The organism is Pseudomonas sp. v388 (genome assembly GCF_003935425.1).
Classification (GTDB): Bacteria; Pseudomonadota; Gammaproteobacteria; order Pseudomonadales; family Pseudomonadaceae; genus Aquipseudomonas.
On the sequence record NZ_RHQN01000011.1, the window covers coordinates 82,801 to 95,411 of the forward strand.

The 12,611-nt window shown below is 55.0% G+C and carries 10 protein-coding genes; 6 read left to right on the forward strand and 4 right to left on the reverse strand.

Annotation, left to right across the window (positions count from 1 at the left end):
* Positions 1–342: 342 nt before the first annotated feature.
* Positions 343–993, reverse strand: coding sequence for a HEPN domain-containing protein (locus tag EGJ27_RS22860; RefSeq protein WP_017528813.1), 651 nt, complete (start codon positions 991–993; stop codon positions 343–345).
* Between the two features lie 187 nt (positions 994–1,180).
* Between EGJ27_RS22860 and EGJ27_RS22865 the strand changes: the two genes are divergently transcribed.
* The 5 genes from EGJ27_RS22865 (at position 1,181) to EGJ27_RS22885 (ending at position 8,470) form a co-directional block, all read left to right on the forward strand.
* Positions 1,181–2,458, forward strand: a complete 1,278-nt coding sequence (locus tag EGJ27_RS22865) for a DUF445 domain-containing protein (protein ID WP_057975477.1) — start codon at positions 1,181–1,183, stop codon at positions 2,456–2,458.
* 102 nt (positions 2,459–2,560) lie between these two features.
* Positions 2,561–4,651 carry a hypothetical protein gene (locus EGJ27_RS22870; protein ID WP_057975478.1) on the forward strand — a complete coding sequence of 697 codons (2,091 nt, stop codon included), beginning with the start codon at positions 2,561–2,563 and terminating at the stop codon, positions 4,649–4,651.
* Positions 4,644–6,533 (forward strand): dynamin family protein, encoded by a 1,890-nt coding sequence (locus EGJ27_RS22875; protein ID WP_158619382.1) that lies wholly within the window; start codon positions 4,644–4,646, stop codon positions 6,531–6,533. Before EGJ27_RS22870 ends, EGJ27_RS22875 begins: the two co-directional genes overlap by 8 nt.
* Positions 6,533–7,162, forward strand: coding sequence for a hypothetical protein (locus EGJ27_RS22880; RefSeq protein ID WP_057975480.1), 630 nt, complete (start codon positions 6,533–6,535; stop codon positions 7,160–7,162). The genes EGJ27_RS22875 and EGJ27_RS22880 overlap by 1 nt, the downstream gene beginning before the upstream one ends.
* A gap of 276 nt (positions 7,163–7,438) precedes the next feature.
* Entirely contained in the window at positions 7,439–8,470 is a 1,032-nt protein-coding gene (locus EGJ27_RS22885; protein WP_057975481.1) for a YafY family protein, read from the forward strand.
* Between the two features lie 344 nt (positions 8,471–8,814).
* On the opposite strand, the gene EGJ27_RS22890 is transcribed toward EGJ27_RS22885, so the two are convergent.
* On the reverse strand, positions 8,815–10,635 hold the full coding sequence (locus EGJ27_RS22890; protein WP_125833030.1) for a cold shock domain-containing protein: 1,821 nt from the start codon (positions 10,633–10,635) through the stop codon (positions 8,815–8,817).
* Positions 10,636–10,973: 338 nt separating this feature from the next.
* On the opposite strand from EGJ27_RS22890, the gene EGJ27_RS24810 reads away from it, so the two are divergent.
* Positions 10,974–11,141, forward strand: coding sequence for a hypothetical protein (locus tag EGJ27_RS24810; RefSeq protein ID WP_017528820.1), 168 nt, complete (start codon positions 10,974–10,976; stop codon positions 11,139–11,141).
* 550 nt (positions 11,142–11,691) lie between these two features.
* Here the strand turns inward: EGJ27_RS24810 and EGJ27_RS22905 are convergent.
* Together EGJ27_RS22905 and EGJ27_RS22910 are read right to left on the reverse strand one after the other, a co-directional pair.
* Entirely contained in the window at positions 11,692–12,252 is a 561-nt protein-coding gene (locus EGJ27_RS22905) for a hypothetical protein (protein ID WP_057975483.1), read from the reverse strand.
* Complete coding sequence (locus EGJ27_RS22910; protein WP_256672902.1) at positions 12,249–12,611, reverse strand: hypothetical protein; 363 nt, start codon at positions 12,609–12,611, stop codon at positions 12,249–12,251. The genes EGJ27_RS22905 and EGJ27_RS22910 overlap by 4 nt, the downstream gene beginning before the upstream one ends.

Sequence of the window (12,611 nt, forward strand, 5' to 3'; positions counted from 1 at the left end):
AGAGCGGTAATAAAGCCCAACAATAATCATAACCCATTGAATTATATACAGTTAACGTAGACAGTGCGACGGCTACCCCACGCAGAGCTCTATGCCGTCAGGCGCTTTTATAACCACGCGTAGTATCTGGCAGATCCCGCCAAGATGATGGAGCAACGGGCTGACTTATTTGGGCATCTGGAAGCACAGGCCTCTCATGCTGACGGTACGAATGGCGGGAGACAACCCAGTGGCCGCTCACGCAAGCGGGGCCCAATTTAAACCGTGATACGGCGCAAGACATGGGTAGATATCTAGGCGCGGAACATGTTCCAGTGAGAAAAATGTTCAAAAAAAGAAGTACTAGGTCTTGACCACCGGGTAACAGGCATCGCCCCAGAGCGTGTGTGGGTTATCGAGCATCAACAGGATCACCAGCGGCACCAGTTTGCCGAGCAAGTTCGCACAATCGCGCAATTGCGCCCGGTTAACGCTGCCCTCCCAAGTCGCACCACCATGAATCAACTGATTGCGTAGGGTGTAAATGCGGTTAAACATCACCCCCAACACCTTCGCCGTATCACGGTTGGCCAGCGCCGACTGTGCACTGCGCTTGCCGCTCCGCAGACGCTCCTCCCACTCCACCTCAGTGATCTTGCCGTTCTGGAAGTCCCAGAAGCTCTGGAACACATATGGGTTATCCAACAGCGCACGGATACTCCCGGCGAACTCCGACCAAACAAGCTTTTCGATCAGGTTCCCGGTATCCAGCGTGCAGAGTTTTTGCAAAAAGCCCTTGAATGACTCCTGCTCGGACAACCGATACTGCTCATCAATATCCGTGGCATAGGCCGCATTAAAGGCAATCCATAAAAAAATAAAACGCCCGTCCACATCCTCAGCCTGCTCGGCACGGTTCAACCAGCTCAGAGCCCGGTGCACACGTAAAGCTAAATTCGGGTGATGAGCATCGCGTTCGATACGATGGCGGGTTTTGAGCGTCTGGTAATCCATTCCAGGATGTTCCTTGAGGCTGGTGAGAGAAAGCAGTGATAAGGCGAATTTTGTGGATTTCGCACACCGAATGCGACACATCTTGCCGCGGATGGCTTTAAGCTACCACTCATTCAGGATTTGGATCCATAGGCGGCTAGCCCTGGAGATTTTTTGCAGTTACGCCAACCCCACCAAGGACTCGTTAATGTTCAAACTCCACACGCCGCTAGCCCGGATGAAAGCAGTTGCCTCCGGGTTGTTGTTGATGGCGGCTGCTCTCTACGTGACGGCGCTTGAACTTGCCCATGCGCAACCGGTATTCGCCGGCTACCTCAAGGCGTTTTCGGAAGCAGCGATGGTTGGCGCCATTGCCGACTGGTTCGCGGTCACAGCCCTGTTCCGACGTCCACTCGGGTTGCCTATCCCGCACACCGCAATCATCCCGCGCAACAAGGCGCGCATCGGTGCCAACCTGGGCGAATTCATCTGCACGCACTTCCTCTCTCGCGAGCAGGTACTCGCCAAAGTCGGCGAATTCGACACCGCCAAGCGTCTTGCCGAGTGGCTCTCGAATCCCGCCCACGCCACCGCCTTTTCCAACCTCTCCCTGCGCCTGGCGGGTCACAGCGTCGGTGCTCTGCGCGACGAGCGCGTCAGCCAGTTTGTGCGTAGCACTGCCCTCGCACGCCTGGAACAAATCGACCTGGCGTGCATCAGCGGCCAGCTACTTGAAGTACTGACCGACGACGGCAGAGCGCAAGAGGTGCTTGAAGGCGTGCTTGATCAGATCGATCTCATGATGCAAAGCGAAGCCACGCAAAAGCGCATCGCCGACCTGATCGCCGCAGAACTCGACATCCTGCGCTTCAACATTTTTGGCAAGGAAATATCCTTCAGCGGCGTGGCCGGCACCTGGACTTCCGACAAACTGGTCAAGCGTATTTCCACCGTGATCAGTGAAGTCAATGAAGACCCCGAGCACGAACTGCGCAAACACTTCGACGAGCAACTGCTCGCGCTTGTCGCCAAGCTCAAGGATGACCCGGCTTTTCGCCTGCGCGCCAGCCAACTACGCGCACAGCTCATCCTGCATCCGGCACTGCACAGCTACCTCACCGGCCTGGTCGACAGCGTGGTCGACTGGTTCGAAGCCGACATCCACAGCGACCAGTCCACCCTGCGGCAACAGCTGAACGCCGGCGTGCTCAAGCTGGGCGAAGCCCTGAGCGAAGACGCTGCCATGCAAAGCTGGATCAACGAACAAGTCCTCGCCCTCGCCGGGCCTATGGTCGAACGTTATCGAGCGCAGATCGGTGACTACATCCGCGAACGAATCGAACAGTGGAATGAGGAGGAGTTGGTGGAGCAACTGGAGGCGCACGTGGGCAGGGACTTGCAGTTTATCCGGATCAACGGAACGCTGGTGGGTGGGTTGGTGGGTGTGCTGATCCATGTAGGGACACAGGTTTTCGTACCTGGGTGATTACCGCGATGCATGCGCAGAACTTAAAGCTCATTAGTGGCCCGCCGATAACCTTCGGACTCGCCTGAAAAGCATCGCCGGTCAACCAAAAAGGATGATTAAGTGACCCCAGATCTGATCAAAAATCTTGAACACGCCGTTGCTGGCGTCCTGGATGTAGTAGCCGGCCTCGATAGCCGTTCGGCCCACCGCGCCACGCTGAAGTCGGTTTTGCGCAAATTGCGCATTACCCGCGAACTCTCCTCGCTGTATTACATCTGCGTTGCCGGCAGCCAGAGTGCGGGCAAGACGCGCCTGGTCAGGGAGCTTTACAACCTCAACGGTGAAGACGAGTGGCTGGTTGATAATCAGGGCCGTGGTGAACGAGTGCCGGTTTTTATCCTCGAGAAAGACGTCACGGCACCTTATGCGGTCGGAGTTCGTTACAAGCCCGGCGCTGATGGCCGTGAGGAAGAGACTCTCAACAAGGAAGATTTCCGCCGCATTATCAGCGCCTACGACGTCAACGACGATTACCTGTTCACCAAGCTGTATGTGCCGAAACGGTATTTTTCGGCGCAGAGTTTCGGTCTGGTCCTGTTACCCGGTTACGAGATGCTCAACCGCGAGAATGCCGAATGGCAGGGGTTGATGCGCCATACGCTGATCCACTCGCTGGGTAGCGTACTGGTAACCGACCGCACTCGAATTGCCGATAACGCCCAGATCAAAATTCTGGCTGACCTGAAATCCAGATACTTCCCCGACCGCAAACCGGTTATCGCCGTTACCAAAACAGAAGCGCTGGAAGGCCAGCAGATCGAGGACCTGACGGCGACGGTTGCCGATGTGTTCGAAGTACCGGGGCAAGAACTTGATCGAATAGTCTGCACCGGCGTGGGAGATGACGATTACCGAAGGAAATGGACCCGCAACATCATGGACGTGGTAGGCAAGTACGCCTTGTCTTCTGCGGGCTCGGAAACCGTTCGGGTCGAAGAGCTGGAACGCATCATCAATGATGAGCTGGACAATGTTTCTGCGGCGCTTCGCGACGAAGCCGCAGGCGAAGGTATCAACGAGCACTTGAAGGAGCGCCAGGTCGAGAAAGTTCGTGCCGCGTTCCGCAAAGCATCCGATCGCTATCGGCGCGGATACGCGAAAGAACTGCGAAACAACATGGTCGACTACGCCAGTCACACGATCAAGGTTGCGACTTCCAAGTACATCGAGGAAGAGGAAGGGCTGAAGGCCAAGCTGCGTCAGGCCGGTAATTTTCTGACGTTCCAGTCGGGTGAGCATGAACAGCGTTTTCAGGAGCGCATTGTCGACTGCTGGAACGGTGCGGACGATGACACCCGGTCACCGTTGATCAGTGACTATCGCGCCATCACCGACATGTCCCGCAAGGAACTTGATATTGAGCCGCCCGAAGAAGGGACGCTGGCACTGTCAGCCCAGCCGCTGCAAAACCTGATCGGCCACGGGACAACCATGGAGCAAATCCCAGACGAAAAACTCCTCACGCTTCGCCAAGACTTGCGCCTGTTGATGGGGCAAAACCTGAAAGACGAGGACAGCAGCGAGCTGAAACTGTTCAAGGGTGAGCAGCTCGAAGAGGTATTGCGACAGCTGCCTGCGATGACGATGGAATACGTTCGGATCAATCAGGCCATTGCGCTGCGCAATCCAGAGCTACTCAACAAAGAGCTGGCGAATTTTGATTTCAACGCGCTGCGAACGGAAATCGAAACCGAGCTGCCACAGGCTCAAAAAACCTTCGGGCCGCTGATCAAGTCGATTGCCGCCATCATGGCGGTAGATGTTGCCATTGATGGGCAATTCGATGTCTTGAACACGATGACCGGTGGGGGCGCGGCGGCTGGCCTCGGCGGCACGCTTTCGATGGCGGCAGCGGGAGCCATCGCGTTTGGCTTTATCGCTTACAAAACGGCCAATCAGGTCCAGGCGTACGACGCCGCGAAAAAAGGCTTCATTCGGGAAAGCTTGATGCACTTTGCCGAATCGCACATCCAGAAAAGCCTCGAACTCTACGATGATCTGATGGAAAACCTCGATGACCGGATGACCAGGAACCTGCGCCTGGCTTATGGGCTGGGGAGTGAGTTGACCAAGCACGATTCGTTGACTCGCAACCTGCACCGCATGGACGTGGCTCGCACCAACGTCATCAAGGCGCTGGATCGTGGCTGATGTGTGGCTGAGAAAGTTTCGCCAGCGCAACGATTGGGCCCAGCAAGCCTATGATCGCTTCGTCGCCGAGGTGGACCCCGAGCTGGTCGGGGATTTCACCCGCTCGGAGCACATTACTGTGGTGGTCTACGGTACGACTCAGGTTGGCAAAACCACGCTGATTCTGGATCTGCTCGGCATTCGCAAGGATGCGTTGCCCGACGTTTCCGAGGTATTGCGAGGCGGGCAACGGCTGGGAAAATCGTCTACCGCCACACCCATTCGCTATGGCCGCTCCCCTGACGATCTTTGGTATTTGGGGGAGGACGCGACGGGCTTGAGCAATGACGACGCAGCGGAACGCTTCGGTGAAATTCGCGAGCAGGTGATGAATGGGACCACCTGCTCCTCGCCCCTCTTGAATGTCCGTATCCCGGGTCTGTTCTTCCAGCATGAAGCAGAGGGGGCGCTGAGCCTGGACCTGCGGCTGATCGACATCCCGGGGATAAATGCGATCAATGAGCATGAACAAATCGAAGTCAGGCGAATCGCCGAGCGATATGTCGCATCGGCTGATTTGATCCTGTTGGTAGCGCGCGCGGACAACCTGGGTTTTTTCCAACCCAATGCCCTCGATTTTGAGGCACTCAACGACTGGATGTTGCAACCCAGCCGGTTTCGCGTTGTGTTGACCTACACGTTTTCGCCGGCAAGTTTCCAGACCTGGTTCTGCAAGGCCGAGGACGCGAGCCCCCTTACAGTGCGCGATATCCAGCAGCACCATTACGATGAAATGTGCACCCACGATGAACGCCCACCTGCGGAGGTGCTCAAGCATATTTACCCGCTCGAGTTTGGTGATTCTCTCGAGAGTATGCGCAACCATTCGCAAGCGTACTTCGAGCGTGCAAGTCATGTAATTGAGGCATTACGCCGTGATTTGTTGGCCAGCGTCACGGACGCGGCCAGTCCGTATGCCCGACTGTGGTCTGCGTTTCGGGTGGGAGAATTCATCGAAGCCAAGGTCCAGCGCGAAAACGATGAATTCAACAACCGGCGGCCCCATCTGGAGTGCGCTATCTCCCGGGCACAGGATCGTGTGATTGAAGCGCAGACACAGTTAAGCGATGCAGCAGACGAACACCTGAGCGCGGAACGGCGGTACCGTCGTCATGAACGGCGTCTGAGGCATTTCAATCGGGATGCCTATGTGCCGCGATTGAAGCGCTACTTTACCCTCGACGTCGAACTCGACCCCGGTGAAACCGTGCCCGTGCTCCGGCAAGCACTGAATGCGTTTCAGCTGCGTATTCGCCGCCATTGGAGCGACCTCTGGGACGGGTTGAAGGACTCTTCCGCCAAACTGGCTGTGGGTGATATGAGCCCGCCCTCTACCATAGCGTTGCGCGCGTTCGAGGCCAGGCTGGACGGATACTGGACCGACAGTTACTTGCTGAGCAGTAACTTTCAGACCGATGTTTCAGTGCTTCGAAACCAGGCAGGCATGGTGGGTTACACCTATGCCGAGGCGGCCAATCAGGCGCTGGGGGCGCGACTCAAAACCAAACGGAACCACGCTGTTGAGCAAATGCGCAACAGTGAAACAATTCTCAAGGCAATGAAACTGGAAGTGCTGCGCCGTGAGCTCAACCTTAAGGAAGCTGAAGGGCTGCTGCTGAACGCCGAACAGCAACATGCCCTCTTCAATGAGCGAATGGCACTAAGCCTGGTGCACGCCGTTAAATTCAAACAGTACATCTTTGAGGCATTCAGGACGGAGCTGAGCACCGTGCGCAGTGCGATTGCCCGACCCAGGAACAGCGTCGAGCAACTGTGTGATGCCTTTTATGGGCTGCTGCTGCCGTGCGAGCTCGACAAAATGCTTAAAGGAGATGAAAAGTGATGGACCGTACAACCCTCGACCCCGAGATCCAGCAGGCACGCGAAGAGCTTGGTCGTTTGCTCGACGACTTGATAAATCAACCTTTGGTTGAGGAGGCCCGGCGTCTTGCAAGCGACAACCTCGACCAGTTGAAAAGTGATATTCAAGCCCAGGGAGGTGGCCTGCGGCGACAAATCGATACCGGCTTCACCGCGACGAATGATGACCTTGGGGACGCAGTCGATAAGGTGCGGTCAGCCGTTTCGAAAATCGGTAACGACGTCCTCCAGGCGGCACAGAGTACCCAACTGCGCCTGGAAGGTATGGAGCCGTTACTGAACAGCCTCGATGCCGGGCTCGCGTCCAGTGAAGAGCGCCTGACCCGGTTGATGCAGGCGCAACTGCACCACAACGCCACCTCATTCAAAGCCATGACGGTACTGCTGAATACTCAACAGGCGGAGTACAGCCAGGCCATCGCCAGCGTCTCGCAGGAACTGGCGGGGGTGAAGGAAATGCTCTGCGCCGAGCGTGAAGACTTCCAGCGGACGCTACAGGAACAACGCTTTAGGTTTAAAACCCTGTTAGGGCTGTTACTGCTAACAGGTGTTGGTACCTCTTCCGTGCTGCTCAAACTGTTTCTTGGTTGACTACTTGCCTGCAGGGGTTTCAAGGCGAGCAGTTCAACAACCGGATTACACGCATCGCCCCATAAAGCGCGTTTAGGGCGTTTCAGCCGTTCGCTAGTGCCAACGAGCTGGCAGGTGCGTCGCTGGCCAAGTTTCGACTGAAATCCACCGGGCAGCAGCGGTCTATGAGGGTTCACGCATTGACCACACCAAAGGTTGGTGGATTCACGCCGATAGACAGCTAAGAAGCTTACTCGCCAGCCAAAGGCCAGCTTTAACTCTACGAGGATGACCCTTTTGCCTTCAGCAAAGACTCACAGCGCCCTTAGTCGTCAGTGGGAGCTGTTGCAACAGCTCCCCAAACGCGCCCCGGGTATTACAGTCAGTGAATTGCTGACCCGTTTAGTTGCTGCTGGTTACTCTATCAGCCGCCGCAGCATCGAACGCGACTTGCGCGACCTGTCCACAGTATTTCCACTGCAGTGCAACGATAGCGGTACGCCATTCGGTTGGTACTGGAAGCCAGGCGTGAGCGTCGAATTGCAGGGCATCACCCTGACCGAAGCCGTAAGTCTTTCGCTAGTCGAAGATGCCGTCCGCCCGCTGCTTCCGGGCAGTATGCTGAGCGTTCTGGAACCGCGCTTCGAGCACGCTCGGCAAAGACTCAAGGGCCTCAAAGATGGCAACCCCGCAGCCCGCTGGCCTGACAAGGTCGCCAGCGTTCGGCCGGATTTCAACCTTCGAGCCCCGGAAATTCGGGCTGAGACACTGGAGGCACTGCAGCACGCCCTCATCAGCGAGCAGCAGGTGCGCTGCCAATACTACTCGGCGCACAACAACAAACTCAGTGAACTGACCCTCAACCCCCTGGCCATTGTCCAGCGTGGCCTCGTAACCTATCTCATTGCTACCGCCGCGCCATACACCGATGTACGTCAGTTCGCAGTGCATCGCTTTCGAGCAGTAACGGGGCTCGATACGCCATGCCAAGGGCTGGAGTCGTTTGAGCTGAAAACATACCTTGCCACTGACGCTTTGCAATTTGGCAAACCGGAGAAGATTCGTTTCAAGGCTTGGCTAAGCGAACACCAGGCGCGATTGATTAGAGAGACACCATTAAGCACGGACATGGTGCTGGAAGCGCTGTCGGACGGTTTTCAGGTGCGGGCGACCCTAAACAATACGTGGCAACTGCACTGGTGGATTTTGTCGCTGGGTGATTCGTTGGTGGTGCAGGAACCGGCAGAGTTGCGCCAGCAGATGAGAGACACATTGCGGCGGGCGGCAGCAGCGTATGGGCACGAAGAAGACAAGGTGAGCTCGGTGTAATCCATCAGCCCAGTTGCCTGGACCCACTTAGCGAAGCACCAAAGGCATTGCTGTAGAGCGCTGCAATCGCCGTATGTGACGACGAAGGCAAAGCGGTGCGCGGCGGTATCCACTCCTGCGATGATTGAAGCATGGACGGCCAGGTATCACCCCTCAAGTTTGACCACTCGTTAATTCTTGCGGAATTGCACTCCACTTGACCACCCGTTTGCATTCGGCCTCACCAGTCATTTGCATTCGTTTTGACCATCGACTGCATCGGATTTGACTAGTACGCTTTCTAACCATGACCGGCAGAGAACGGCAAAAAGCGGTCATCGAGTATCTACAAAAGCCCGGACTACTCACTTCTTATTTACAGGTCCGCAACTGTCGAGATAGAAGCGCTTGGATAATTTATCGGGAATAATGCTGAAATTACATTGCTGATTTTCGCACTTGGCATAGCGCTTATTCTTTCTTTTGTAGGAATCATACTCTTGTGATTCAAATAACTTGAGTGGTGATCCGCAGTCGGGACAAAGCCCGACTGGATTGCTTTTGGCGTGATCCGAGCAGCAGCTACCACAGCCTTTGCAAATGTAGCGGCCGCTACTGCACTTTGCTTTACAGTCTCGCGAGTCAATAATGTGGTAGCAGTCGTAGCCCATGCAGTGATTTATATAGTGACCAACGTGATGTTCTAGACAAGCCGCATTTGGGCATCTGAAGACCGTCAGACGATACGCCGGTGCCATATTCTTTTTTACCAGTCTGCCATTTTCTATTGCGGTATATTCAACTCGAGCGTATTGCAAGTCTGGAAGCATTAAGGATGAGCACTGACGACAATGAAGAGTCTTAAAAATCTCTCTCAGTCGATTGAGGTAGCCAGCAAGTTTGATGGGGAAATCACGGGTTGTCGGCTTTTTTTCGGTCAGATAGTTGATGCCGTAATGAGAGAACCAGTCATAAATGGTGAAGTCACAATAGTTTTTTGGCTCTGTAAGGCCAACCACTTTAGGGCGTGTGCACTCACGCCCCCGGCAAAGAAACATCTCTTGTTTTTCCCAATAAACTGCTTCACAGGAAAGCGATTGGTTGATCGTGCCACATGCAGGGAACAACTCAAGGATTTCGCTGACCTGCTGTGAAGGGTCAATTTTTCCGGATGAAATTGCCTCCCACAAACGTCCCATAAACAGGCTGTAAACGTTATCCAGCGGGTTGCCGGCCAAAATCAGGCTGAATATTTCTTTCAGTACGAAACTGTCAAGTTTCGATTGCAGGTGCTCATTGGTGTCGTACAGGCTTATAAATTTCAGATCCTTTTCGTGCAGATACTTCTTGAATTGGTAGTAGCTGAAGATCGATCCGATAAGCGGATGCTTCATAATACCGCCACTGGGAAGCGTTTTATTTTTAATATACTGCGTCAGGTATTCCGGTAGCTTCACGGATTGGGAGTATATTTTGTTTACATACGAATCCATTGAGGCTCGCATGCTCTCTGAAAAGCTACCGTCTTCGTCCACATCTTCAATGTAGCCAGCCAGCAGACAAAACATTCTAAGGTCTGGTGGGAAATTTCCGGCGGTGTTTTGTACAAGGCGCACAGCCTCCGCCGGCTCAAGGGCCTGCAGATGGTTTGCCATTTGCTCAGCGTGCTGGCCGATGTACGGTGTCGGTAGTGACGACCACTCGATGTCCCATAACGGTTTTATGAGGCCTTTAGCTTCAAGGAACTCGATATTCTGCCGCCACTCGCGTTTCCAACGAAGTATGGTCAGCAGTTTCTTCAGGCCAACCCTATCTATGAGCTCTTGAGCGTTAGGGCCTCTGGCGGAGCTTAAATCAGCACTGATCCTTGATGTTATGAATTCACTTATTGCTTCTGCGACGGACATTTTGGGTCCACTAGTGATTTTTTCAAGCAGTTCAAGTTGCTTATCGCGGGGCACGTCAGTCAAGGCATTGGCGTTATTGGCGGACCATTTGCCTTTCTGCTCTTCCAGTTCAAAATAAACAAGCTGACTCTCGACAGGCTTGCCATGACCAAGCCATTGACTTTGATGAAGGAACACATCTCTACCGGATACGCCCTCCAAAAAACCAAATTTGTTCTCAGCGTCTTTGGCTTTATTGTAACCACCAAACCATTTCACAACTCCCGCGCTTGCTGACATTGCTTTACTCCGAAGTCCCGCCGGTTACTGCGTATGTTCCACTATTCCTCTCAACGCCACGCCACACAAGAGGGGGGCTGAATTGCCCTTGATTCTGTAGACACAAATGACTGGCAGCTATGGGGCGCTCTCTCCCGGTCGTGTCCGCGAAGTATGCTGGTCAAATCCGATGCAAATGACTGGTCAGGCCGAATGCAAATGGGTGGGCAAGTCTGTGCAATTACCCAATTCTGACCAAGAGTTAAAGCTCTGCCTGCGGTGACACCGTCTTGTTGCCAACGCGTTCACGGCGCCCCCTCATCGATAAAGGCGCACCTGTACGGCCGAGCAGGCATCTAATGCACACTGCCCAAGCCCCGAGCCTCGAGAATCATGTGGTCAAGCAGTGCGAGCATGTCGTCGACATCAATTTCCTGGAACCGGCCATTCGTATCCTGATCAAGGATCATGGCGGCGAATTCTTCGCTGTACTCGACCACTGCCTCAGCTTCAACCTCCGCGAGTGATCGGTCATCCGGGTGACTGTCAGTTTCATCGTTACGCATCGCGAACCTCGCAACTAGATGGGGCTTCAGTTGAATGGTTGCACCAGCTTGGCTTTAAAAATCTCCAGCCCCGTCGCAGGCCAGACATCCAGGTCGACGTGCTGGCATGAAGGGCAAGCCGAGAACCAATCTTTGCCCTCACGCAGCGCATCGCTGGGTGGCACCGTTGTTTTATGCCAGTGGCATTGAGGGCAAGTGAATGTGAAGGGATGGGGCGGCCAGGGCATAGAGATAACCTGTTAGTCTTAAATTTAATGGAGTAGTGGACACCGTACTGTGTCAGGCCGAATCACCGGCGCGCTTGTCCAGTTCCTGTTTCATCTCGCTGTATTCACGAAAGAACTCATAGCCCTTTTTTACAACGACGATGACGCCAATAATTGCGAACAGATTTTTCATGCTGCGGTCCCTTATGATTGGCTGATGAGGCGAGCATGAGGGAGCAGCGCGACAAGACACGTCGCGATCGGATGATCCGTCGGTGTTTTGCTGACTACCGCCCCCTGCCCCCTTACTCCTGCAAGAGCCCGTTTACCAATCGATAAGCCTCAGGCAACGCCATCTTCCCGCCTTCGACCGCCTCGATCAGCCGCAGCGCCTTATCTGCACTGATGACATCTTTCTCGATCACCTCGCGAAGTGACGAAATAAACCCTGACTTATCCAACAGCGTGACAGCCCCCATGCGCTCCTTGGCTTCCATCTCAGCCAACCGCTCCTGATAGACCAGCAACAACTCCTCCTTGCGGCCCTCTGACATTGCACCTCCGCGAATCCAGCGCGAGACGCCGTAGGCCAGAACGCCACCGGCTGCCGCAGCACCTAGTGCCCAGCCAAGTGGCGTCGCCGCCACGGCAGTGACACCCACCCAACCGGCGGCTGTGGTGAGAACCGGAATACTGGTCGCACCCGCGATACTCGCCACCGTGCCTGCTGCAGCGGCGCCGAGGCCGATACCGAGCGTGCTGATGCCCACCTCCCCCAGGATGCGGGCACGATCGTGGGGCCTGCGTTCAAGCTCATCAATGACCTTGAGCAGTTGCTTCTTGCTGACATTCGGTGGCCGACTCATGAAGTTTTCGCCGATGCAAATTCAGCCATGATGATCTGAAACGTCTCAATGAACAGATCAAAGTACGTTCGGGCCATTTCGATCAGGTTCTGAGGAAGCTCCTCCAGGCTCACCCCTCTGCCGTTCCCGTCCGGATGCTTATCGCGTTGATGGCCGGTGACCGCGATCATCAGGCCAAGCAGTGCACCCAGGGGCGCCAATATCGAGCCGAGCAACGGAGTCGCGGTAACCAGCGAAGCAATAGCGGCGCCCAACACGGTGCCAATAGCCAGGTTCTTATGCGCCGTAATGAAGTCGCGCAACTTCATCACGATCAGCTTGCCGATGGAGACAACCTTGTTACCTATGCGCTGAGTCAC

Bases quoted from the DNA above. Each gene is read 5' to 3' on its own strand.
- EGJ27_RS22860 (WP_017528813.1), bottom strand. From the start codon at position 993: ATGGATTACCAGACGCTCAAAACCCGCCATCGTATCGAACGCGATGCT.
- EGJ27_RS24810 (WP_017528820.1), top strand. From the start codon at position 10,974: ATGCACACTGCCCAAGCCCCGAGCCTCGAGAATCATGTGGTCAAGCAG.
- EGJ27_RS22880 (WP_057975480.1), top strand. From the start codon at position 6,533: ATGGACCGTACAACCCTCGACCCCGAGATCCAGCAGGCACGCGAAGAG.
- EGJ27_RS22905 (WP_057975483.1), bottom strand. From the start codon at position 12,252: ATGAGTCGGCCACCGAATGTCAGCAAGAAGCAACTGCTCAAGGTCATT.
- EGJ27_RS22890 (WP_125833030.1), bottom strand. From the start codon at position 10,635: ATGTCAGCAAGCGCGGGAGTTGTGAAATGGTTTGGTGGTTACAATAAA.
- EGJ27_RS22865 (WP_057975477.1), top strand. From the start codon at position 1,181: ATGTTCAAACTCCACACGCCGCTAGCCCGGATGAAAGCAGTTGCCTCC.